Origin of the sequence: Georgenia sp. Z1344, assembly GCF_049856295.1 — a bacterium.
Lineage (GTDB): Bacteria > Actinomycetota > Actinomycetes > Actinomycetales > Actinomycetaceae > JB111.
In genome coordinates this window covers 238,100-260,951 of sequence record NZ_JBNDMZ010000005.1, presented here as the reverse complement: position 1 = coordinate 260,951, position 22,852 = coordinate 238,100, and the positions used below count along the sequence as shown (strand labels likewise).

The following is a 22,852-nucleotide window of genomic DNA, read 5'->3' as shown; positions in this document are numbered from 1 at the left end:
ACCCCGCCGCCGCGGCATGGCCCCGGGCCTCAGAGGCGTTCGGGGTAGCCGACCTCGATCCCGCTGATCTCGTCGAGCGCGCGCTGGATCGAGTCCGGCAGGTCGAGCGCGGCGCCGGCCAGCGTCTGGCGCAGCTGGGCGATGCTCGAGGCCCCGACGAGCGAGACGTCGACCCCCGAGCGGACCGACCACGCGAGGGCCACCTCGGCGGCGGAGACCCCGAGGCCGTCGGCCGCCGTCGCGACCGCCTCCGCGATCGAGGCCGAGCGCGTGTCGAGGTACGGCTCGACGAAGCCGCGCAGGTGCGCGGAGGCCGCCCGGGACGACGGCGGGATGCTCGAGCGGTAGCGGCCCGCGAGCACGCCCCGGCCGAGCGACGACCAGGCGATGACCCCGATGCCGAGCGCCTGCGCGGCGGGCAGCAGCTCGCGCTCGATGCCGCGCTGGAGCAGCGAGTGCTCGACCTCGACGGCGGCCAGGTGCGGCGCGGGGAGCAGCTGCCTGGCGAGCGTGGCCGCGTGCGCGGTCGTCCACGCGGGGTGGTTGGCGAGGCCGACGTACCGGGCCCGCCCCGTGCGCACGGCGTGGTCGAGCGCGCCGAGCGTCTCCTCCAGGGTGGTCTCGGGGTCGGGGCGCTGGACGAGCCACAGGTCGACCCGGTCGGTGCCGAGCCGGGCGAGCGACGCGTCGAGCTCGGTGAGCAGGGCCGCCCGTGAGGCGTCGACCATACCGGTCCCGCCGCGGACCCGGGTGCCGGCCTTGGAGACGACCACCACGTCGTCGCGCACGTGCCGGCGCGCCAGCTGGTCGCCGAGGATCTCCTCGGCGACGCCGTCCGCGTAGGACGCCGCCGTGTCGATCACGGTCCCGCCCGCCTCGAGGAACGCATCGAGGTGCTCGGCGGCGTCGTGCTCGTCGGTGTCCCGTCCCCAGGTCATGGTCCCGAGGCCGACGGCGGACACGGCGAGGCCCGTGGCCCCGAGGCGGGAGGTGCGCATGGCGTCACGGTAGCCGCCGACCCGGGCGGTCCCCGGATGCGGATACCGTGTCCACCCGTGACATGGTGGGAGACGATCGTCCTCGGGATCGTGCAGGGACTCACGGAGTTCCTGCCGGTCTCGTCCTCGGCGCACATCCGGATCTTCGGCGAGCTCCTGCCGTCCGGGGTCGACCCGGGGGCCGCCTTCACCGCGATCAGCCAGCTCGGCACCGAGGCCGCGGTCGTCGTCTACTTCCGCAAGGACATCGCGCGGATCATCTCCCACTGGTTCCGGTCGCTGCCGGTCGGACCGTGGAAGCGGCAGCTGCCCGCGAGCGACCCGGACGCCCGGATGGGCTGGTTCGTCATCGTCGGCTCGATCCCCATCGGGGTCCTCGGCCTGCTGCTCGAGTCATGGATCGACACCACCTTCCGCCACCTGTTCATCACCGCGGCGATGCTCGCGCTGTTCGGCGTGCTGCTGCTGGTCGCGGACCGCACGGCGAAGCAGGTCAAGACGCTGGACCACCTGTCCTGGCGCGACGCGATCCTCCTCGGCCTCGCGCAGTCCCTCGCCCTCGTCCCGGGCGTCTCCCGCTCCGGCGCGACGATCACGATGGGGCTGTTCCTCGGCCTCACGCGCGAGACGGCGGCCCGGATCTCGTTCCTGCTGGCCATCCCGGCGGTCGTCGCCTCCGGCTTCTACAAGCTCGTCTCCGACGTCCTGCTGAGCGACGCCCCGCCGGCACCGGGGGAGCCGAGCCTGTTCGCCACGTTCCTCGCGACGGTCGTCGCCTTCGTCGTCGGCTACTGGGTCATCGTGTGGTTCCTCAAGCTCGTCTCCACGCGCACCTACCTGCCCTTCGTCGTCTACCGGATCCTCCTCGCCGTCGCGATCGTCGCCCTCGTCCTCGGCGGCGTCATCTCCGCGACCCCCTGAGCGCGGAGGGAACGCGCCCGCGCGGACGGGCACCGTCCGCCGGGCCGATCCGAACTAGGGTCGAACGGTGAGGTCCTGGTCCGCTCCCGTCGTCCCCGAGCTCCCCGACCGTGGCGGGGAGGTGCGCCTGACCCCCACCGTGGGACTGCCGCCCGGCGGCTCGCCCGAGCCGCAGGACGAGTCCACCCGTCGCCTCTACGTCTGCGGCATCACGCCCTACGACGCCACGCACCTCGGCCACGCCGCCACCTACGTCGGTTACGACCTGCTCGTGCGGGCGTGGCTCGACGCGGGCGTCGAGGTGGCCTACGTGCAGAACGTCACCGACGTCGACGACCCGCTCCTCGAGCGCGCCACCGCCACGGGCGTCGACTGGCGCGCCCTCGCCGAGGAGCAGACCGACCTGTTCCGCTCGGACATGACGGCTCTGCGGGTGGTCCCGCCGAGCGCGTACGTCGGCGCGGTGGAGTCGATCGACCTCGTCGTCGAGGCCGTGAGCCGCATGCTCGCCTCGGGTGCCGCCTACCGCGTGCCCACGCCCGACGCCCTCGACGACGACGCGGCCGGCGACGTGTACGCCGACCTCTCGGCCGACCCGAGCTTCGGGACCGTCTCCGGCATGTCCCGTGCGGAGATGCTCGAGGTGTTCGGCGAGCGCGGCGGCGACCCGGAGCGCCCCGGCAAGCGCGACGCCCTCGACCCGCTGCTGTGGCGGGTGGCGCGGGAGGGCGAGCCCGCGTGGGACGGCGCGGGGCTCGGCCGCGGTCGCCCCGGCTGGCACATCGAGTGCGCGTGCATCGCGGCCGTCCACCTCGGTCTCCCGATCGACGTCCAGGGCGGCGGCAGCGACCTGCTGTTCCCCCACCACGAGATGTCCGAGTCGCACCTGCGCGTCCTCGCCGACCGCCCCGGCGCGGTGCGGCTGCACGCCCACGGCGGGATGGTGGCCTACGAGGGCACGAAGATGAGCAAGTCGCTCGGCAACCTCGTGCTCGTCTCGCGCCTGGTCGAGGCGGGGGAGGAGCCTGCGGCCGTCCGGCTCGCGCTGCTTGCCGGGCACTACTCCGCGGACCGCGAGTACTCCGACCAGGTGCTCGAGCGGGCGAAGGAGCGGCTCGCCACGTGGCGCGCCGCGATCGCTGCGGCTTCGGCCGACGGCGCGCGGGAGCGTGCCGTGCTCGACGGTGTCCGGGCGGCGCTCCGCGACGACCTCGACTCCCCGCGTGCGCTCGGCGTGGTCGACGACTGGGCCCAGGAGGTGCTGAGCGGCGCCGGGGAGGACGGGGCGCCGGGGACGCTGGTCAGGGACGTCGTCGACGCCCTGCTGGGGGTCGACCTCGGCGTGTGAGGGGGACCCCACCCGCGATGTGGCGTGCGGCGCTGGAATAAGTTGATGCTTCAACTAGTTTTGCCGGTATGACGATGACCCGCCCCGAGCTCGAGCTCCTGCCCGCCACGACGACCATGGGGACCGTGCGCCTGCGTGTGCGCGACCTCGACGCCGTCGTGCGCTTCTACGAGGACGGCGCCGGTCTCGTCCGCGTGGGCGAGGGGCCCGGCAGTGTCCAGCTCGGCCTGCCGGCAACGGAGGCGTCGCCCGCAGAGGTCCTCATGGAGATCACGCACGCCCCCGACCTGCCGATGCGCGCGAGCGGTACCGCCGGGCTCTTCCACACGGCGATCCTCTACACCTCGCCCGCGGACCTCTCGGCGGCCGTCCTGCGGCTCGCCCGCGCCGGCGCCCGCTTCACCGGGTCGTCCGACCACCTCGTCTCCGAGGCGTTCTACTTCGACGACCCGGAGGGCAACGGGGTCGAGCTCTACGTCGACCGCCCGCGCGACCAGTGGACCTGGACGAACGGTCAGGTGGAGATGGCGACGATCTTCCTCGACCCCAACCAGTACCTCGCCCGCCACCTCGACCGCGAGGAGGGCGTCCCCGTCGGCGCGACCGTCGGCCACGTCCACCTCCAGGTCGGCGACACCGGCACCGCCCGCCGCTTCTACGTCGACACCCTCGGGTTCGAGGCGACCTTCGAGTTCCCCGGGCAGGCCCTCTTCGTCTCCGCCGGCGGCTACCACCACCACATGGCGATGAACGTGTGGGGGAGCCGCGGCGCCGGGTTCCGCGCCCCCGCGCTCGGTCTCGGCCGCTCGATCCTCGAGCTCGGCGACCCCGAGGCCGTCGGTGCGGCGGCCGAGCGGCTGCGCGCGGCCGGTCACCAGGTCGACGACGACGGGGCAGCCCTCGAGGTCGACGACCCGTGGGGCAACCGCCTGCGCCTCGTGGGCTGACCCGAGGACGACCGACGCCCGGCCGGCTCTGCCACGTGCGGTGCCGGTCGGCGCAGCGCCGTCGTGCCCTGGAGCGCCCCGGTCACATGCCGGTCGGCGGCGTCGTGCCCGTGCCCTTGCCCGGGCTGCCGCCGTCGCGCCGGCGCAGGTAGCGCTCGAACTCCCGCGCGATCGCCTCGCCGCTCGCCTCGGGCAGCTCGGCGGTGTCCTTGGACTCCTCGAGCATCTCGACGTACTCCGCGACGTCGGAGTCCTCCTGCGCGAGCTCGTCGACCGCCCGCTGCCACGCGACGGCGTCCTCGGCCAGGTCGCGCAGGGGCAGCGAGATCCCGACGAGGGTGTCGAGGGCCATGAGCAGCGCGAGGGTGGCCTTCGGCGAGGGCGGCTGCGAGACGTAGTGCGGGACGGCCGCCCACATCCCGACCGAGCGCAGCCCGCGCGCCTGGCCGAGCGCGCCGAGCACGCCGACGATCCCCGTGGGCCCCTCGTAGTCCGGGGCGGACAGCCCGAGCGACTCCTGCAGCTCGCGGTCGTCCGTGGCCGACTGGACCGGGATCGGGCGGGTGTGCGGGACGTCGGCCAGCAGGGCGCCGACGGTGACGAGCGTGCGCACGCCCGCCGCGTCGAGGGCGTCGAGGATCTCGGCGCAGTACCGCGACCACCGCATCGACGGCTCGACCCCCTGGACGAGCACGAGCTGCTCCCCGGTCGTCGGGGAGGTGGCGAGCACCACCTCGGTGACGGGGAAGGTGAGGGCCCGGAAGCCGTCGGGGCCGCGCTCGATCCTCGGCCGGTTGACCTGGAGGTCGTGGAACTCCTCCGGGTCGAGGACCGTGAGGGTCTCGGTCTCCCACTCCGTGGCGATGACGGAGAGCGCGGACGTGGCCGCGGAGCCCGCGTCGTTCCAGCCGTCGAACGCCGCGAGGGCGATGAGGCCGTCGCCCGGCGGCAGTGCGTCGTCGGGCCGTGTCGTGTCGTCCTGCATACGGCCCAGGGTAGGTCTCCCGCGCGGGAGCGCCGGGTAGGGTCGGTCCGTGACGATCCCCGATCTTCCCGAGGCCGTCCTGTGGGACATGGACGGCACCATCATCGACTCCGAGCCCGTGTGGTTCGTCCATCAGAAGGCGCTCATCGAGGAGCTAGGCGGGCGGTGGAGCGACGAACGGTCGCAGGAGCTCCTCGGGCTCAACCTCGAGGACGCCGCGCGGGTGATGATCGACGAGGGCGGGATCGACGCCGAGCCGGCCACGTTCCTCGACGAGCTCGTCGGGCGCGTGGTCGCGCACGTGCGTGCCGAGGGCGTCGACCGGCGCCCCGGCGCGTTCGAGCTCATCGCGCAGCTGCGCGAGGCGCGCGTGCCGCAGGCGCTCGTCACCGCCTCCTACGCGCCGTTCGCCGAGACCGTCGCGGAGCTCGCGGGCGGCTTCGACGTCGTCGTGCCCGGTGACCGGGTCGAGCGCGGCAAGCCGGACCCGGAGGGCTACCTCCTCGCCGCGCGACTGCTGGGCGCGGACATCGAGCGCTGCGTCGCGATCGAGGACTCGCCGAACGGGCTGCGGGCCGCGCGCGCGTCGGGCGCCCGCTGCCTCGGGGTCCCGCACATGTCGACGATCCCCCACGCCGCCGGGCTCTCGCGCGTCGCCAGCCTCGCGGACGTCGACCTCGAGACGATCCGGGACATCGGGCTCGGCCGGGCGGTCGACCTGCTCGCCGCCTGACGCGCCGGCACCTCCGCCGGGGCCGGCAGGACCGCGAGGTCCGCTCCCGCGGCAGGACCGTGAGGTCCGCACCCGCGGCAGGACCGTGAGGTCCGCACCCGCGGGAGGACGTGTGAGATCTGCGCCCTCGGGAGGACGTGCGAGGTCCGTGCCCGCGGGCACTCAGGCGCGGCGGACGGTCAGCAGCCGCTCGATCCCGGTGGCCGGGAGCTCGGGCGGCTCGCCCCCGAACTGCGGGCACCGGTCCTGGAACGAGCACCACGGGCACAGCTTGGACGGGCGGGGCGGGAACACGCCGCTGACGGCGGCCTCCTCGATCCGCCCCCAGATCTGCTCGATCCGCTCCTCGGCGGCGAGCAGGTCCCGCTCCTCGGGGTCCACGGTCAGCGTGCGGCCGTCGGCGAGGTAGACGATCTGCAGGCGGCTCGGCGCCACGCCGGTCGAGCGCCACAGCACGAGCCCGTAGAACATCAGCTGGAACGTGGCCTCGCCCGCGAACCGCGCCGACGGCGACTTGCCCGTCTTGTAGTCCACCACCCGGGTCGCGCCCGCCGGGGAGCGGTCGAGCCGGTCGACGATGCCGCGCAGCAGCACCCCGGAGCCGAGCTCGGCCTCGACGTGCATCTCGCGGCCCGCCGGTTCGAGGCGGCGCGGGTTCTCCATCCGGAAGTACTGGGAGACGAGCGCGCGGACCTGGTCCATCCACGCGTCGGCGTCCTCCGGCGATGTGAACAGCGAGTCGAGCCGCGAGTCCGCCGTGCGGATGTCCTGCCACGCCGGGTCGACGAGCGAGAGCGCCACCGGCTCGGTGCGCTCGGGCGCCGGCTGGTCGTAGAGGCGCTCGAGGACCGAGTGGACGACCGTGCCGCGGGTCGCGGCCGGCGAGGGCGGCTCGGGCAGGCGGTCGACGACGCGCAGGCGGAACATGAGCGGGCACTGCTCGAAGTCCTTGGCCCGCGACGGGGACAGCGCGGCCCGGGTGGGGGTGCGGCGGGGGGCCGGGGAGGTGGGCATGTCCGCAGGCTAACGACCGGGGCCGACACCGCCGTGGACCGGGCGACGCGCCTGTGGAGAAGGTGTGGTGGGCTGGTGCTGTGGACCCCGAGCCCCGCCGCACGCCCGGCCTCGTCGTCGCCCGGGTCGCGGGCGCCCCGGTCGTCCTCACGTGGAGCTGGCTCGGGCTCGTCGCCGTCGTCGCGCTCGTCTACGGACGGATCCTCGCCCGCCCCGAGCAGTCCGGGCTCGTCATGGGGCTGCTCGCCGCCCTCGCCGTCACGATCGCGGTCCTCGTCCACGAGCTCGGGCACGGGCTGACCGGCGCGGCGGTGGGGATGCGGCCGCGCGAGTTCGTCCTCACCTTCGTCGGCGGCCACACGTCCTTCGACGGGACCGGGCGTGGGCCGTGGGCGTCCGCGGCCGTCACCGCCGCCGGTCCGGCCGGGAACCTGCTCCTCGCCGGCGTGGGGTACCTCCTCGCGCCGCTGGCCGAGGGGAGCTCGCCGTGGGAGGCCGCCCTCGACGTCGGCGTCGTGATGAACGTGGTCCTCGCCGTGTTCAACCTCGTCCCGGCCCTCCCGCTCGACGGCGGCCGGCTCTGGCTCGAGGTCGGCGAGGGGCTGACCGGGCGGCCGCTCGCCGGCCTGCGGGCGCTCGGCGTGCTCGGCTGCCTGCTGGCCGTCGCGGTCGTCGGTGTCGCGGTGCTGATGTTCGCCCGGTTCGGCGGCTGGGCGGGGCTCGTCGTCGTCGCGGCCGCCGCCTCGGCCGGGGCCACCCTGTGGTCGGGCGGGGCGCGGGCGGTGCGGGACGCCGGCCGGCTGAGGCGCGAGCGCAGGGACGCCGGCGAGCACGACCTCGCCCACGAGCACGACGACCCCCACGGTGACACCACCGGCCACGACCTCCCCCCGGGGGACCGCACGTAGACTGCCCCGCCGTGACCACCGAGCCCGAGACCACGCCCGAGAGCGCCGACCGGCCCGCCGGACCGGGGCACCGCCGCGGCCCGTTCCGGGCGGGGGAGCGGGTCCAGCTCACCGACGTCAAGGGTCGCCACCACACCGTGCACCTCACGCACGACGGCTACTTCCAGTCCCAGCGCGGCTCCTTCCACCACCGCGACCTCATCGGCCGCGACGAGGGCACCGTCCTCGCCACCCCCACCGGCCACGACCTGCTCGCGCTGCGGCCCCTGCTGTCCGACTACGTCATGTCGATGCCGCGCGGCGCCGCCGTGGTCTACCCCAAGGACGCCGGGCAGATCGTCCAGATGGGCGACATCTACCCGGGCGCCCGCGTGGTCGAGGCCGGCGTGGGCTCGGGCGCGCTCAGCATGTCGCTGCTGTCCGCGATCGGCGAGACCGGCACCCTCCACTCGGTCGAGCGGCGCCCGGAGTTCGCCGAGATCGCCGAGGCCAACGTCGACTCCTGGTTCGGGGGCCGCCACCCCGCCTGGACCGTGACCGTCGGCGACCTCGCGGACGTGCTGCTCGACGCCGAGCCCGGCAGCGTCGACCGGATCGTCCTCGACATGCTCGCCCCCTGGGAGAACATCGGTCCGGCCGCCCACGCGCTCGCGCCCGGCGGCCTGCTCATCGCCTACGTCGCGACCACCACCCAGCTCAGCCGGGTGGTCGAGGACCTTCGGGGCAGCGGCCGCTTCACCGAGCCGCGGCCGTGGGAGGCGATGGTGCGCGGATGGCACGTCGAGGGGCTCTCCGTGCGCCCCGACCACCGCATGGTCGCCCACACCGGCTTCCTCGTCACCGCCCGCGCGCTCGCCGACGGGTCCGCCCCGCCGCAGCGCACGCGTCGCCCGGCGAAGGGGGCCGGGCCGCTCGGCGCCGGCGCGCACGGCCACGCGGCCGACCTTGCCTCGGGGGCCGGTCCCCGCCCGGCCTCCGACGACGAGACCCGCGACACCACGCCCGACGACGCCGCACCCCCGGCCGTCGACCCGCCCCGCACGTCGACCCATGCCCGGACCTCCCGCCACGCCCCGCCCGTGGGCGTGGACTCCGGGGCGCCCGAGGGCGACGCCAAGGGCTGGGCCGCCGCGCTGTCCGCGGGCGAGCGCACGATCTCGGTGAAGAAGCTCCGGCGGGTCGGCAGGGACGTCCGGCGTCGTGCCGAGATCGAGGAGTCCGGCTACGCGTCCCGTCCCGCCGCACCCGAGGAGAACACGACGGCCGGGACCGGCGCCGACGACGCTGCAACCCACGCCCCGGACGAGGGTGCGACGACCGAGGAGTGACCTGCACCCTGGCGACCTGGGCCGTTCGGCATACGCTGGATGTCTGCCACGTGACGGGAGCGGAATGACGCAGGAGATGTACTCAGAGGCGCGGGCGCGCGAGCTCGAGCAGCAGGCGATCTCGCTCGCCGGCAAGAACGAGCGGCTCTCGGAGTCCCTCGGCAAGGCGCGCCAGCGCCTCATCGAGCTCCAGGAGCAGGTGGACTCGCTCACGGCGCCGCCGAGCACCTACGGCACGGTCGTCGAGGTCCAGCCGGTCGACCGGTTGGCCGACGTGCTCGTGGGCGGCCGCCTCATGCGGCTCACCGTGTCCACGGTCGTGCCCGTCGGGGCGCTCCTGCCGGGCCAGCGCGTCGTCCTCAACGACCAGCTCGCGATCGTCGCCGCCGCCGGCTACGAGCCCAACGGCGACGTCCTGTCGGTCAAGGAGGTCCTCCCGGAGCACCGGGTCCTCGTCGTCGGACGGGGGGAGGACGAGCGCGTCCTGTCCGTCGGCGGCGTGCTGCGCGAGACGCGGCTGCGCCCCGGGGACCTCGTCCGCGCCGACCTGCGCACCGGTTTCGTCCTCGAGCTCGTCCCGCGCGCCGAGGTCGAGGACCTGCTCCTCGAGGAGGACCCGGACACCGAGTACGCGGACATCGGCGGGCTCGGCCCGCAGATCGAGCGCATCCGCGAGGCCGTCGAGATGCCGTTCAACCACCCCGAGCTCTACGCCGAGCACGGGCTGCGCGCCCCGCGCGGCGTGCTGCTCTACGGCCCGCCCGGGAACGGCAAGACCCTCGTCGCCCGCGCCGTGGCCACCTCGCTCGCGCGGTCCGCGGCCGAGGACTCCGGCGCCGGCCGCGCCCACTCCTACTTCCTGTCCGTCAAGGGGCCGGAGCTGCTCACCCGCTACGTGGGCGAGACCGAGCGGCAGATCCGTGTGATCTTCTCGCGCGCCCGGGAGAAGGCCCGCACCGGCGTGCCGGTCATCGTCTTCTTCGACGAGATGGAGGCCCTGTTCCGCACGCGCGGCTCGGGCGTCTCGTCCGACGTCGAGACGACGATCGTGCCCCAGCTGCTCGCCGAGATCGACGGCGTCGAGGCCCTCGGCAACGTCATCATCATCGGCGCCTCCAACCGCGAGGACATGATCGACCCGGCGATCCTGCGCCCGGGCCGCCTCGACGTGAAGATCCGCATCGGTCGCCCCGACGCGGCCGGCGCCCGCGAGATCGTCTCGAAGCACCTGACCCCGGACCTGCCGATCCACGACGACGAGCTCGCCGCGCACGGCACGCCCGAGGCCGCGGTCGAGGCGATGGGGTCCGCGATGGTCGACGCGATGTACCTGCGGGACGAGTCCACCGCGGTGATGGAGCTGACCTACGCCTCCGGGGGCACGCGCGTCCTGCACGTCGGCGACCTCACCTCGGGCGCCATGCTCGCCTCGGTGGTCGACCGGGCGAAGAAGCACGCGATCCAGGACCTCGTGGCCGGTCGCGGCCGCGGGCTGCGCACCGAGCACCTGCTCGCCGGCCTGCGCACCGAGATCGGCGAGAACGAGGCCCTGCGCACGGCCATCAAGCCCGCCGACTGGGCGCGCGTGTCCGGCGCCGACTCCGAGCCCGTCACCGCGATCCGCCAGCTCCCGGGGCGGCGCAGGGGCGCCGCCGCGGAGGGCGGCGGTGCCGTGGAGGGCGGTGCTCCCGTCGTCGTCGGCCCGGACGGAGCCACGAGCCAGGGCCCGACGACGAACGGCCCCGCGCCGACCGTCGCCCGTCCGGAGTACCCGGATGCGGCCGAGGCCACGGCGCGGCGGGGGAGCGGACGCCCGATCGACGACGTGCCCACCACCGGCGGCTACCTGTGAGCGCGTCATGACCGTCCGCCGCGTCATCGGCACCGAGACCGAGTTCGGCGTCCTCGACCACACCGACCTCGGCGCGAACGCCGTCGCCCTGTCCACCCGCGTGGTCCTCGCCTACCGCGGCGCGGACGGCACGGCGGCCCACCCGAGCGCCCGGTGGGACTACGTCACCGAGGACCCGCTCAACGACCTGCGCGGGCACCGGATGCGCCGCGCGTCGGCCCACCCCTCGCTGCTGACGGACGACCCGGACCGGCCCGCGCCGGCCGGCCCGGCCCAGCAGGTCGAGCGGCCGAGCGCCGAGGAGCTCGACCTCCCGGTCGCGAGCAACGCCCTGCTGACGAACGGCGCCCGCCTCTACGTCGACCACGCCCACCCCGAGTACTCCGGCCCCGAGACCGTGGGCCCGCTCGAGGCGCTCGTCCACGACCGCGCCGGCGAGCGCGTGGCGGTGCGCGCGATGCACGCCGACGGCCGCGAGGGCCTCACGCTGTACAAGAACAACGTCGACGGCAAGGGCGCCAGCTACGGCACCCACGAGAACTACCTGCTCGCCCGCGACGTCGACCTCGGCGACCTCGTCCGGTACCTCACGCCGCTGCTCGTCACCCGCCAGGTCGTGGCCGGCGCGGGCCGGGTCGGCCTCGGGCAGCGCAGCGAGCGGCCCGGCTTCCAGATCGCCCAGCGCTCGGACTACGTCGAGAACGACGTCGGGCTCGAGACGACGTTCAACCGCCCGATCGTCAACACGCGCGACGAGCCGCACGCCGACGCCGGCCGGTACCGGCGCCTGCACGTCATCGGCGGCGACGCCAACCTCTTCGACGTCCCGTTCGTGCTGCGCACGGGCACCGTCGCCCTGCTTCTGTGGCTCCTCGAGCGCGGCTCCGTGCCGATCGGCCTCGACACCCTGACGATCGCCGCCCCGGTCCCCGAGGTCCAGCGGATCAGCCACGACCCGACGCTGCGCCATAGGATCGCCATGCGCGAGGGACCCGACCGCACGGCGCTCGACATCCAGCGGATCTACCGCGACATCCTCGCGGGCGCGGTCGACGAGTGCGGGGGTCCCGACGCCGAGACGACCCAGGTCCTCGAGCTGTGGTCGCGAGTGCTCGACCGGCTGGCCACGGACATCGACTCCGCGGCGCCCGACGTCGAGTGGGTGGCCAAGCGCCAGCTCCTCGAGCGGATGCGGGAGCGCGACCAGCTCCGCTGGGAGGACCCGCGCCTGGCCGCGCTCGACCTCCAGTGGCACGACCTGCGCCCCGACCGCTCGATCGTCGCCCGCCTCGACGCGGCCGGCCGCGTCACGCGGCTCGCCGACCCCGAGGACGTGCGGCGCGCCGAGCACGCCCCGCCGGAGGACACGCGCGCCTACCTGCGCGGCGAGGTCCTGCGCCGGTACCCGGACCAGGTCACCGGCATCGGCTGGGCGAGCATCGTCCTCGACCTGCCCGGCCGCGAGCGGCTCGCCCGCATCACGCTGCCCGAGCCCGCCCGGGGGACCCGCGGCCTCGTCGGCGACCTCCTCGACGCCAGCCCGGACGCCGGGGTGCTCCTCGGCCGCCTCACCGGCGGCTGACCGCCCCGACGCCCCACCCGCGAGACACACGACCACCCCGGCCGCCGCGCCCGACGCCCGGGGACGACAGGAAGGAACTCGACATGTCGGAGCAGGACCAGACCCGCCCGCGCCGCCCGGAGCCCGCGGGCGACGACGGCCCCGCGCCCGCGCCGGCCCAGCGCGCCGAGCAGGTCGCCCGCGTCGACGACATCCTCGACGAGATCGACTCCGTCCTCGAGACGAACGCGGAGGCCTTCGTCCAGGGATTCGTCCAGAAGGGCGGGCAGTGACGCCCGGCGGGACCCCGCCCGCCGACCACCCGCTGCGGCGCCTGTTCGGGGTCGAGACCGAGTACGGCCTGGCCTTCTCCCCGGAGGACCCGGCACACGTCCTCGGCCCGGACGACACGGCCCGGCACCTGTTCCGGCCGGTCGTCGAGCGGGGACGTTCGACCAACGTCTTCCTCCGCAACGGCGCGCGGCTCTACCTCGACGTCGGCTCGCACCCGGAGTACGCGACCGCCGAGTGCGACGACGTCACGGACGTCGTCGTCAACGACCGCGCCGGCGAGGCCATGCTCGCGTCGCTGGCCGAGCGGGCCGAGGGGGCGCTGGCCGCCGCCGGCACGCCCGGGACGCTGCACCTGATGAAGAACAACCTCGACTCCCAGGGCGCGTCCTACGGCTGCCACGAGAACTACCTCGTGCGGCGCCGGCGCGACTACCGCGCCACGGCCGAGTCGCTCGTCACCTTCTTCGTCACGCGCCAGGTGCTCACGGGCGCCGGCCACCTGCGCCGACGCCCCGACGGGAGCGTGCGCTGGGCGTTCTCCCAGCGCGCGGACCAGACCTGGGACGCCGTGTCGGCGGCGACGACCCGGTCCCGACCCATCATCAACACGCGCGACGAGCCGCACGGCGACGCCGAGCTCTACCGCCGCATGCACGTCATCGTCGGCGACTCCAACGTGGCGCCCACGACCACGCTGCTCAAGGTCGGCTCCGCCGAGCTGCTCATCGCCTGTGTCGAGGACGGCCTGCGGCTCGACGACCTCGAGCTCGCCGAGCCCATGCGGGCGATCCGGGAGATCAGCCACGACATCGATGCGCGCGTGGAGGTCGAGCTCGCCACCGGGCGGCGGCGCACCGCCGTCGACCTGCAGTCCGAGATGCTGACCCGGGTTCGCGACCACGTCGACCGCCGTGGCTGGGCGCCCCTGCTGTCGGAGGGTCGGCTCCGCGCGCTCGACCTGTGGGAGCGCGGCATCGCCGCCCTGAGGGCCGGCGACCTCACGCCGGTCGCGACCGAGCTCGACGTCGCCGCGAAGCGCGCGCTCATCGACCGGTACTGCGCGCGCAACCGGGTCGCGCTCGACGACCCGCGGGTCGCGCGCCTCTCGCTCGCGTACCACGACATCACCGCCCATGGCCTGGGCCAGCGGCTGCTCGCGGGCGGGCTGCTCGCCGCCGTGGGCACGGACGAGGACGTCGAGACAGCGAAGGAGGTCCCGCCGTCGACGACCCGGGCCGCGCTGCGCGGCCGGTTCGTCGGCGCAGCCGAGGACGCCCGCCGCGACATCGCGGTGGACTGGGTCCACCTCAAGCTCGTCGACGGCGCCGCCCGGTCGGTCGCGCTCAAGGACCCGTTCGCCGCCGTCGACGACCGGGTGGACGCGCTGCTCGCGGAGCTCGCGTGAGCCGAGCCGCGAGGGGACCGGTGGCCCGACGGGCCGCCGTCCTCGCGTGCGCCGCGGCGCTCGGGCTCGCCGCCTGCGGGCCGGACGAGGGCGGCGGCGCCCGCGAGGCGACGTCGGACTCGATGTCCGAGGCCGCGGCGACCGGGGTCGAGGGTGTCTCGGTGGCCGGTGCGCCGGGCCACCCCGTCGTCGTCATCGACACCCCGCTCGCCGTGGGCGACCCGGTGGCGTCCGTCGTCGACCCGGGCGACGGCCGCGCGCTGACCGCCGGCGGACCGGCGCTGCTCAGCGTCGCCGCGTGGGACGGGACGACCGGCCAGAGCTCCTCGCGCGAGGAGGTCGTCGCGCCGCGGCTCGCCACCGTGTCCGAGGCAGACGTCGGCGCGACGCTCGCCGAGATCCTGCCCGGCGTGCGGGAGGGCGGCAGGGTCGTCGTCGCCGAGCCCGTCGACGTCGAGGGGGCGCTGACGATGCAGGTCGTCGTCGTCGACGTCCTTCCGACCGTGGCCGGCGGGTCGCCGTCCGAGAGCGCGTCGGGGGAGACAGGGTCGCAGGGTGCCGGGGCGGAGTCCCCGACCGGGGGCGAGTCGCCGTCCGGTGGTGGTGAGTCCCCGACGGACGGGAGCGGGTCGCCGACCGACGGCGGGGGCGCGCCCGGTCCGACGGTCGGCACCACCGCCGACGGCGCCCCGGTCGTCGGGATCCCCCCGGGCGACCCGCCCGCCGACCTGCAGAGCCGGGTCGTGGTCGAGGGCGACGGCACGACCGTGCGGCCGGGGCAGGACCTCGTGCTGCAGACGCTGACGATGGACTGGGAGACCGGCGAGGTGCTCTCGTCGAGCTGGGCCGACGGGTCGCCGTCGACCGCGGTGGTCGAGGACCTCGGCGAGGGGGTCCGGCTCGCGCTGCTCGACCGGCGCGTGGGCTCGCGCATCCTCGCCGTCGTGCCGCCGGGTCTCGGCGACGGGGAGCACACGCTCGTCGTCGTCGTCGACGTGCTGGCCGCCTCGGGCGGGGACGACGTCGTCCGCCAGGACTGAGTCTCTCCGCGGTGAGGTCGGCGTCCGCGGTGGGCTCGGTGCCCTCGACCGGGCCGGGGGGATGGAGCCCGGCCGAGGGCACGAGCCGGTCAGTCGGTCGTGAACGTCGTGGTGACGGTGCAGACCATCTGCTCGGTGGGGACGAGTGCGGCCAGCGGGCACTCGATCGCGGCGCCGCCGGAGTCCGTGAGCGCGATGTCGGTGACCTCGACGTCGCCCGAGTTCGTCACGAGGTAGCTCCAGCTCACCTCGGCCCCGGCGGCGACGAGCTCGGGGAGCGGGTCGTGGACCTCGATCGTCAGCTCGGGAGTGCCCGGGTCCTCGGCCGGTGCGTCGTCGACCGGGGTGTCGATCGGTGCGGGTGCGGGTGCGGTGGCCGGTGCCGGTGCCGGATCCGGTTCGGGACGCGGCTCCGGAACCGGTGCGGGTGGAGCGGCACCGGCGCCGGAACCCCCGGGAACGGGCGCCGGCGCCGGATCGGGGGCGACGACCGAGCCGTCGCCGGGGGAGTCGCCGGTGTCGGCGACGGCGGGCGGGGCCACGCCCCACGCGAGCAGGGCGGCCGCGGCGAGGAACCCGCCGGCGGTCAGCGTGCGTGCGGAGCGCATGGTCACTCACCCGTCCCGTCGGTGTCGGCGTGAGCCGCGGTGGCCCGGCGATGGGCGGCGCGGGCGAGCGCGCCGGCGCCGACCAGTCCGGCAGCGAGGGCGATGGCGGTGCCGAGGTCGGGGCCGGTCTGAGGCAGTGCGACCGGTCCGGCGGCGCGGGGGCCCGCGACCGGCATGCGCGACTGTGTCGTGCCGCCGGTGACCCCGCCGGTCGGACGAGGTGCGGAGGTATCGGTCGGCGTCGGCACGGTTCCGTCCGGGCATGTCGTCCCGGCGGTGGTCGCCGCCTCGCCGGCGTCCGTGTCGGTCGCTGCACGGTCCTGGGTCTCCGCGCCGGTCGTCGTCGCGGCGGCGGTGGCCGCCTCGCCGGCGTTCGTGTCGGTCGCTGCACGTTCCTCGGTCTCCGCACCGGTCGTCGTCGCGGCCCGGTGCGCCGTCGGGACGGCGTCGGGACAGGTGGTGACCGTGCTGCCGGTGTCGCCCCGCATCGTCACGCGGACCGCCAGGTTCGCCGCGCGGCGGCCCACCTCGGAGTAGTTTCCCGACGTGGCCTCGACGGGGAAGTCGAGCTCGAGGGGGACCGTGACGATCTCGCCGCGGGCGATCTCCGTCTCCAGCAGCGAGGTGTCGGTGCCCGCGAGCACGGCGAGCGGCATCTCGTTGACGGTGACGTCGTCGAAGAACTGGTCGAGCTCACCGTCGAGGTTGACGTCGACGACGTCGATCGTCATCGTCGCGTCGGTCGGACCGTCGTTGCGGACCCGGAACGCGCGCTGGATCGCGTCACCCGGGACGATCACCTCGTCGAACATCCGCACGGTCACCTCGGGCGCGAACCCGGTGCCGACGTCGATGACGATCGGATCGGTCCCGGTGCTGGGCTCGTCGGCGCCGGCCGGTGTGCTCACGACCAGACCCACGGTGAGTGCCAGCGTGCCGAGCGCGGCGGCGCGGGTACGCAGCCCTGTGCGGAGGGCGCTCACGTCGTCACTGCCTCGGTGCGACGGCGGGACCGCCGCGAGGTCGACGGGAGGGGGGAGTTTCCTGCGGGGGTCGCGGTGCCGGTCAGGTCGTCCGAGGTGTCGGCGCCGGGCGCGGGGGCGTCGTCCGGCTCGTCGGACGCGTCGGCGGAGGGTGCGGGGGCGTCGTCCTCTCCTCGGTCGTCCGTGCCGGCGTCGTCCGCCGGTCCCGGTGCGGGCGTCCCGAGCTCGGCGTCGTCGTCGCCCTTCTTCCGGCCGCCGAGGACGGACGAGAGCACGATCCAGGCGAGGACGGCAATGGCCGCCCCGCCGAGCCACGGCCGGACCTCGGGCTGCGTGAGGTGGCCGACCCACGGCACCCCGTAGATCACGCGGCCTTGGATCTGCTCCATCGTCACCGGGTCGTCGACCGAGCCGTTGGCGTCGCCCTGGGTGGTCACGCCCATCGTCCCGTCCTGGCCGATGGTCACGCCGATGATGCGGTGGGTGACGAGGGTCGGGTCGCCGGACACTGGCTGGATGGTGACGACGTCGCCGACCACCGGGTCGGTGTAGTCCGGGTCGACGACCACGACGTCGCCCGGGGAGTAGGTGGGCTCCATCGAGCCGGAGAGGATCGTCAGCGGGACCCAGCCCATAAACCTCGGGACGATGAACGCGGCGGCCGCGACCGTGACGGCGAGGACGGCGACGACCGCGACGAACCCACGCACGATCCCGGACCACAGCTCTCGGTTGCTCGAGCGGGTGCCGACGGCGTCGCGGGTGCTGGGACGGGTGGTGTTCATGGCGTGACCTCGATGACGGGGGTGAGGACGACGTCGACGTCGTCGCGGGTGAGGGTCTCGTGGGCGGTGACGGTCCACGGCGTGCTGACGGCGAGGTCCCCGCCGTCCGAGGTGCCGGTCGCCGTCACGTCGCCCGTGTGATCGGTCGTGACGGTTTCGATCTCGAGGCAGAACAGCTCAGCGGTGCCGGGCAGCTCGATCGGGGTGCCGTCGTCGACCGGGAGGACGGCGTCGCTCTCGGCGCACCGCTCGGGCGCATCGACAGTGCGCGCCTGGACCCGGAGCACGAGCCCGGGAACGGCGGACTCGAGGGTGAGCTCGACCGCTGCGAGGTCGTGGGGTGAGAGGTCGTTGGCGACGACGGCCGCCCCGCGACCGTCGAACCTGATCTGGTCGACGAGCTCCTGGGGGAGCGGGACGACGACAGGGTCGATCTCGATCTCGGGCTCAGGGGGCGCGGCGGCATCGGGCTCGGGGGAGGCGTCCTCACCGGAGGTTCCGTGCTGTCCGGAACTCACAGGGCCGTCGGCGGACTCGCTCGGCACCGCGTCGCCCGCTGGGTGAGTGCTGTCGCTCGAGGACTCGGGGGGTGCGTCGCTCGGCGACTCGGCGGGCCCGTCGCTCGCGGACTCGGATGCGCCGGCACTGGGCGACTCGCCCGCGTCACTCCGGGACCCGGGGTCGTCGCCCGAGGTCCCGGCACCATCGGTGGGGGAATCGGCGCCGTCGCTCGCGGATTCCTCGGCCGTGATCGACAGGGTCGGGTCGTCGTCGTAGCGGAGGACGTCGATCGACCCCTCCCCGCTCGCGCTCGCCGTCCACAGGGCGAGCGTGCCGGCGGACGCCGCGGCGCCGAGGGCACCGGCCGTCGCGAGGGCCAGAAGTGCCCGGGTGCGTCGGGGGGCGGTCATGACGTCTGCTCCAGCGTGAGCTCGGCCCGCACCGTGAGGAGGTCGAGGTCGTCGGGGTCACCCGTCCGCAGGGGGTGCGGGTTCTCGACGAGGACGTAGACGAACCAGTCCGCGCTCCCGTCGAGACCGTCGGGCAGGTCGGACTGCGTGAGCGACGAGACCTTCCCGGTGGGTGCGTCCGACGGGCTGCGCACGAGTCCGGGGATGCTGCCAGCGGCGACGGCGGCATGGGGGTCGGCGATCGCGGGGTCGGTCGAGACGAACCACTGGTACGGGTAGTCGAGCTCGGCGTCCACCGTGACGTCGACGGTGGCGTCGGCGGTGAGGTTGTCGCCGTCGAGCGCGAGGTCGAAGGCCTGGACGGCCCACGCACGCTCGCCCGACCCGAGGACGTCGGGATCGGCGTTGTCGGGGTGCGGGGTCCAGGTGAGGGAGCCGAGGGCTACCGCGTCGAGGTCTCCGGACGCGATCGTGCCGGCGGTCCCCGCAGCGCCGGCGCTCCACAGCGCGTAGCTGCCCGCGCCGCCGAGCGCGGCCGCGACGAGGGCGGCTCCGGCCAGCAGGACGCCGGGGGCGCGTCGCGCGGCGGTGGGTGATTCGGGGGACATCGTTCCTCGGGTCTCGTGGAAGGGGAGTGCGAGGGGGTGAGACTCCCGGCCGGCCCGCGCGGGCCGGCCGGGAGTCTCAGGTGATCGTCAGATCGCCGGGTGCGGGTACATGCTCTGCTCGAGGGTGATCTCGAGCGAGCCGAGCTCGGTGATGTCGTTGACGCTCACGCGGTCGCCCGTGTCCTCGTCGAAGACGCCGAGGATGACGACGGTCAGCTCGGACTCGCGCGGCAGCACGGTCCAGAACGGGTCGTCGGAGCCGTCCTCCTGGCCGACGCCGTCGGCCTGGAAGCCGAACTCCCGGTCGTCGCCCAGCTCGAGGCCGGTCGCGATCCAGCTGTTCGTGCTGTTGTTGTAGACGCCGTACTCGACGGACAGGCCCTCGAACTCGGCGGTCGCGCCGTCGGCGGGGCCGACCGTGAGGTGGGCGCGGAGGTTGTCACCGTGCAGGTCGACGAGCACGTCCTGCGCACCGACGACGACGTCGCCGGGGACGACGCGGTAGTCGCCGTTCATGTTGGCGATCGTGTGGCCCCAGTCGTGCCGGGGGAAGGGGATGTCCCAGACGATGAACGGGACGCGGTTGAGCGTGGCGTCGTACCACTGGAAGTCGCCCTGGGCCTCGACCTCGAGGTTACCGGCCTGGATCGTGCCGGCATCGACGGACGTGTCGTCCGACCAGAGGGCGAACGTGCCGCCCGAGCCGAGGGCGACAGCTGCGGCAGCGGCGCCGGCGAGGACGCCGACAGTCTTCTTGCGCACGATGGTGCTCCATTCATGGGTTAGGGGTGAAACGGGGGATGAGGGGGGATGCCGACGCATTCATGTGCCGGCGGTCAGAAAGGTAGCAGCGCAATTCATTTGCGCAAGGCATGCCGGATTCTCCGAAATGACACCGAACTGCGCTGTGTCCAGCTCGTGATCTCCCGTGATCCTGCGGTTTCCCGGAGCTTCCGGTGGCCGTGTCGAGCTGCGTCGAGGGCGTGAAACCGGTGTAGTCCCACCGTTTCTGGCCTGTTGTTCAGCGGCATCTGGACGCCGTCTCGACGCTCGCTGGGCGTGGAACTGCCACAACTCGCAGTCGCTCAGCGCTCGAGTCGGCACATTCTGGCAATTGTCTCGCGGGTCGGGGACGGTTACTCGACGGGTATTCGGCGCGGCCAGCGCGAATGCTCGACAAATGCCCGATCAATGACGACCTGTGAACGACGAATGAATGGCAGGAATCGCCGAGTGACATGCTCGAGATGCGCGCCGGTCAACGCGCTGCGGTGAGCCTCAGGTCCGCGTGCTCGGTCGGGTCCGTCTGTGCGATCGCCGCGTCCTCCTGGCGGGCCCAGGTGTCCCACCACGAGGAGACGTCGCCCTCGCGGGACTCGGCGCGTGCCCGGCGGACGCCCGCCGGCTCGTCGAGCCACACGAGTGCGTCGAGCAGCTGATGGAGAAGAGTCGTCCCGCACCCCTCGACCACGACGACGTCCGGGAGCGCGTGGCCCGGCGCGGGGATGACCCGGTCGGCCCCGGGGGCGGATCGCAGCCAGTCCCAGGTCGGCGCTGTGCCGGCCGAACCGCGCCGAAGGGCATCGAGCATCGGCCGCACGGCCACGACGCCGGCGAGCAGGCCGGACCAGCCCGGGTAGTGGTCATCGAGGCGCACGAGCTCGACCCGACGCGCGGATCCCGTGCCCTGGCCCCCGTCGCCCCGTCCCTCGAGCAGCGCCACCACGTCGCTCGCGAGGGTCGACTTGCCGGCGCCGGAGCGCCCGTCGATCCCGACGACGACCACCCGCGGGGTCCCCTCGTCGTCGTGCTCGAGGCGGTCCCTGGCGAGCGCGGCGACGGCGTGGGCGGGCGAGGACATGGCGAGCCAACCTACCGGGCAGCCGCGTCCGTGGTGGTACGCCGCCGCCTCCCGTCCCGGCAGGCACCTGTGCACCGGACATGCAGGGTCTCCGGTCCCGCCGCTCGGTACCGTGGAGGACGAGGCGCCGTCGGTGCCACCGGGAGGAGCACCATGTCGTTGGCGGTTCGCGTCATCCCCTGCCTTGACGTCGCCGGGGGGCGGGTCGTCAAGGGCGTGCGGTTCGAGGGGCTGCGGGACGCCGGCGACCCGGTCGAGCTCGCCCGCCGGTACGACGCGGACGGGGCCGACGAGCTCACCTTCCTCGACGTCTCGGCCTCGGTCGAGGAGCGGTCGACCACCTACGACGTCGTGGCGCGCACCGCCGAGGAGATCTTCGTGCCCCTGACGGTCGGCGGGGGAGTGCGCACCGTCGACGACGTCCACCGCCTCCTCACCCACGGCGCGGACAAGGTGAGCGTCAACACCGCCGCCGTCGCCCGCCCCGAGCTCATCTCCGACGTGGCCGACCGGTTCGGCTCCCAGGTCCTCGTCCTGTCCGCCGACGTCCGCCGGGTGACCGGGGACGTGTCGACCGACTCGGGCTTCGAGGTGACCACGCACGGCGGCCGCCGCGGGACCGGAACGGACGCGCTCGAGTGGTGCGTGCGCGCGGCCGAGCTCGGCGCCGGCGAGATCCTCCTCAACTCGATCGACGCGGACGGCACCGAGGCGGGTTTCGACCTCGAGATGCTCACCACGTTCCGCCGCGAGGTCCGGGTGCCCCTCATCGCCTCGGGCGGGGCCGGCGCGGCCGAGCACTTCGCGCAGGCCGCCCACGCGGGGGCCGACGCCGTCCTCGCCGCCAGCGTCTTCCACTTCGGGACCCTGACGATCGGCGGCGTCAAGGACGCGATGCGTACCGCCGGCGTCGAGGTGCGCTGACCCGGTCCAGCCGCTCCGGCGGGCTGAACGCTCCGGTCGGGGCCTACGCGGGCACGCCCTCGGCGTCGAGCGCGTCGTCGAACACGGTGACGCCCTCCATCCCCGGCAGCCGCGCGATGTTCTGGTCGATGCGGCGCACCTCGGCGCGGCCGTCGGGCCCGCTGAACAGGTGGCCCATGACGTGTCGGACCTCGGTCTGCCCCATGATGCTCGTGCCGACCGGGCGCCAGAACCTCTCCAGGGTGAGGCGGGCGACCCTCCGGGCCGGCTCGCTCTCGGCCAGTCGGGCGCGGGCCTGGGTCGCGTAGAACGCCACGTGCCGCGTCTCCTGCTGCGCGATCCTTCGCAGGAGGACGGCGAGGACGGGGTGCCGCTCGAGGTCGGCCATCCGGCGGTACGCGGCGACGGCGGACCACTCGTTCGCCGCGCCCCACAGCATGTGGGTGGCCACGAAGTCCTGACCCACGAGGTTGGCGAGCACCGACTGCTTGAGGGAGGACAGCGCCTCGCGCCAGCCGAGCTTCGTCCGCTTCGCCTTGAGCTCGTCGTAGTCGACCGTGACGTCGTGCGCCGCCAGCACGGTGGCCAGCGCCTCGCCGTGCCAGAACTCCTCGCGGTTCCACATCGTCATGAAGCCGGCCACCTCGCGCTCGCGGCTCGACGGCGTCACCAGCAGGTCCCGCAGGTAGCAGACCGTGTGGTACTCGACGTCGCACATGTAGCGCAGGCAGCGCAGCGAGTCCTCGGGGAGCGGGTCGTCGCGGAACGCGGACACATCGAGGTCCTCGTACCGGACCGGCGTGCTGTCCGCGGCGTAGGTGTCGATGTCGAAGGCCAT

23 protein-coding genes are annotated in these 22,852 nt (G+C 74.4%); 12 read left to right on the top strand and 11 right to left on the bottom strand.

The genetic code is table 11. From position 1 onward, the window contains the following. Positions 1–29: 29 nt before the first annotated feature. Positions 30–998, bottom strand: a complete 969-nt coding sequence (locus ACPYO6_RS07495; RefSeq protein WP_425714231.1) for an aldo/keto reductase — start codon at positions 996–998, stop codon at positions 30–32. 57 nt (positions 999–1,055) lie between these two features. Here ACPYO6_RS07495 and ACPYO6_RS07490 point away from each other — a divergent pair, with 57 nt between their 5' ends. The 3 genes from ACPYO6_RS07490 (at position 1,056) to ACPYO6_RS07480 (ending at position 4,214) form a co-directional block, all read left to right on the top strand. Beyond that, entirely contained in the window at positions 1,056–1,919 is an 864-nt protein-coding gene (locus ACPYO6_RS07490) for an undecaprenyl-diphosphate phosphatase (protein ID WP_425714230.1), read from the top strand. A gap of 67 nt (positions 1,920–1,986) precedes the next feature. Beyond that, entirely contained in the window at positions 1,987–3,267 is a 1,281-nt protein-coding gene (gene mshC, locus ACPYO6_RS07485) for a cysteine--1-D-myo-inosityl 2-amino-2-deoxy-alpha-D-glucopyranoside ligase (protein WP_425714229.1), read from the top strand. Between the two features lie 74 nt (positions 3,268–3,341). Further along, positions 3,342–4,214 carry a VOC family protein gene (locus tag ACPYO6_RS07480; protein WP_425714240.1) on the top strand — a complete coding sequence of 291 codons (873 nt, stop codon included), beginning with the start codon at positions 3,342–3,344 and terminating at the stop codon, positions 4,212–4,214. 82 nt (positions 4,215–4,296) lie between these two features. On the opposite strand, the gene ACPYO6_RS07475 is transcribed toward ACPYO6_RS07480, so the two are convergent. Further along, the gene (locus ACPYO6_RS07475; protein WP_425714228.1) at positions 4,297–5,199 is read right to left on the bottom strand and encodes a PAC2 family protein; all 903 of its coding nucleotides are present in this window, start codon (positions 5,197–5,199) and stop codon (positions 4,297–4,299) included. Positions 5,200–5,248: 49 nt separating this feature from the next. Here ACPYO6_RS07475 and ACPYO6_RS07470 point away from each other — a divergent pair, with 49 nt between their 5' ends. Next, positions 5,249–5,932: an HAD family hydrolase gene (locus ACPYO6_RS07470; protein WP_425714227.1), complete on the top strand. Its 684-nt coding sequence runs from the start codon at positions 5,249–5,251 to the stop codon at positions 5,930–5,932. A 162-nt stretch (positions 5,933–6,094) separates the two neighbouring features. On the opposite strand, the gene ACPYO6_RS07465 is transcribed toward ACPYO6_RS07470, so the two are convergent. Next, positions 6,095–6,946 (bottom strand): RecB family exonuclease, encoded by an 852-nt coding sequence (locus tag ACPYO6_RS07465; protein WP_425714226.1) that lies wholly within the window; start codon positions 6,944–6,946, stop codon positions 6,095–6,097. Between the two features lie 80 nt (positions 6,947–7,026). Between ACPYO6_RS07465 and ACPYO6_RS07460 the strand changes: the two genes are divergently transcribed. The 7 genes from ACPYO6_RS07460 to ACPYO6_RS07430 all read left to right on the top strand — a co-directional run bounded on the left by ACPYO6_RS07460 (position 7,027) and on the right by ACPYO6_RS07430 (position 15,334). Continuing rightward, positions 7,027–7,854 (top strand): site-2 protease family protein, encoded by an 828-nt coding sequence (locus ACPYO6_RS07460; RefSeq protein ID WP_425714225.1) that lies wholly within the window; start codon positions 7,027–7,029, stop codon positions 7,852–7,854. 11 nt (positions 7,855–7,865) lie between these two features. Continuing rightward, positions 7,866–9,182, top strand: a complete 1,317-nt coding sequence (locus tag ACPYO6_RS07455) for a tRNA (adenine-N1)-methyltransferase (protein WP_425714224.1) — start codon at positions 7,866–7,868, stop codon at positions 9,180–9,182. 64 nt (positions 9,183–9,246) lie between these two features. Next, positions 9,247–11,034, top strand: a complete 1,788-nt coding sequence (gene arc, locus ACPYO6_RS07450) for a proteasome ATPase (protein WP_425714223.1) — start codon at positions 9,247–9,249, stop codon at positions 11,032–11,034. Positions 11,035–11,041: 7 nt separating this feature from the next. Further along, entirely contained in the window at positions 11,042–12,616 is a 1,575-nt protein-coding gene (gene dop / locus ACPYO6_RS07445) for a depupylase/deamidase Dop (protein ID WP_425714222.1), read from the top strand. A gap of 83 nt (positions 12,617–12,699) precedes the next feature. Further along, the gene (locus ACPYO6_RS07440; protein WP_425714221.1) at positions 12,700–12,888 is read left to right on the top strand and encodes a ubiquitin-like protein Pup; all 189 of its coding nucleotides are present in this window, start codon (positions 12,700–12,702) and stop codon (positions 12,886–12,888) included. Further along, positions 12,885–14,294, top strand: a complete 1,410-nt coding sequence (gene pafA, locus ACPYO6_RS07435; protein WP_425714220.1) for a Pup--protein ligase — start codon at positions 12,885–12,887, stop codon at positions 14,292–14,294. Before ACPYO6_RS07440 ends, pafA begins: the two co-directional genes overlap by 4 nt. Then, entirely contained in the window at positions 14,291–15,334 is a 1,044-nt protein-coding gene (locus ACPYO6_RS07430; RefSeq protein WP_425714219.1) for an FKBP-type peptidyl-prolyl cis-trans isomerase, read from the top strand. The genes pafA and ACPYO6_RS07430 overlap by 4 nt, the downstream gene beginning before the upstream one ends. 89 nt (positions 15,335–15,423) lie before the next feature. Here the strand turns inward: ACPYO6_RS07430 and ACPYO6_RS07425 are convergent, their stop codons facing one another. From ACPYO6_RS07425 to ACPYO6_RS07395, 7 genes are all read right to left on the bottom strand, one after another. Further along, positions 15,424–15,942, bottom strand: a complete 519-nt coding sequence (locus ACPYO6_RS07425; RefSeq protein ID WP_425714218.1) for a DUF7507 domain-containing protein — start codon at positions 15,940–15,942, stop codon at positions 15,424–15,426. A gap of 2 nt (positions 15,943–15,944) precedes the next feature. After that, on the bottom strand, positions 15,945–16,925 hold the full coding sequence (locus ACPYO6_RS07420) for a hypothetical protein (RefSeq protein WP_425714217.1): 981 nt from the start codon (positions 16,923–16,925) through the stop codon (positions 15,945–15,947). Next, positions 16,922–17,710 carry a signal peptidase I gene (locus tag ACPYO6_RS07415; protein WP_425714216.1) on the bottom strand — a complete coding sequence of 263 codons (789 nt, stop codon included), beginning with the start codon at positions 17,708–17,710 and terminating at the stop codon, positions 16,922–16,924. The genes ACPYO6_RS07420 and ACPYO6_RS07415 overlap by 4 nt, the downstream gene beginning before the upstream one ends. After that, positions 17,707–18,621, bottom strand: coding sequence for a hypothetical protein (locus ACPYO6_RS07410; protein WP_425714215.1), 915 nt, complete (start codon positions 18,619–18,621; stop codon positions 17,707–17,709). Before ACPYO6_RS07410 ends, ACPYO6_RS07415 begins: the two co-directional genes overlap by 4 nt. Then, positions 18,618–19,229, bottom strand: a complete 612-nt coding sequence (locus ACPYO6_RS07405; protein ID WP_425714214.1) for a hypothetical protein — start codon at positions 19,227–19,229, stop codon at positions 18,618–18,620. The genes ACPYO6_RS07410 and ACPYO6_RS07405 overlap by 4 nt, the downstream gene beginning before the upstream one ends. 87 nt (positions 19,230–19,316) lie before the next feature. Further along, positions 19,317–19,991: an alternate-type signal peptide domain-containing protein gene (locus ACPYO6_RS07400; protein ID WP_425714213.1), complete on the bottom strand. Its 675-nt coding sequence runs from the start codon at positions 19,989–19,991 to the stop codon at positions 19,317–19,319. A gap of 496 nt (positions 19,992–20,487) precedes the next feature. Beyond that, positions 20,488–21,090: a hypothetical protein gene (locus ACPYO6_RS07395; protein ID WP_425714212.1), complete on the bottom strand. Its 603-nt coding sequence runs from the start codon at positions 21,088–21,090 to the stop codon at positions 20,488–20,490. Between the two features lie 153 nt (positions 21,091–21,243). Here ACPYO6_RS07395 and hisF point away from each other — a divergent pair, with 153 nt between their 5' ends. After that, entirely contained in the window at positions 21,244–22,014 is a 771-nt protein-coding gene (gene hisF / locus ACPYO6_RS07390) for an imidazole glycerol phosphate synthase subunit HisF (RefSeq protein ID WP_425714211.1), read from the top strand. Positions 22,015–22,057: 43 nt separating this feature from the next. On the opposite strand, the gene ACPYO6_RS07385 is transcribed toward hisF, so the two are convergent. Next, on the bottom strand, positions 22,058–22,852 hold the full coding sequence (locus ACPYO6_RS07385) for a ferritin-like domain-containing protein (RefSeq protein WP_425714210.1): 795 nt from the start codon (positions 22,850–22,852) through the stop codon (positions 22,058–22,060).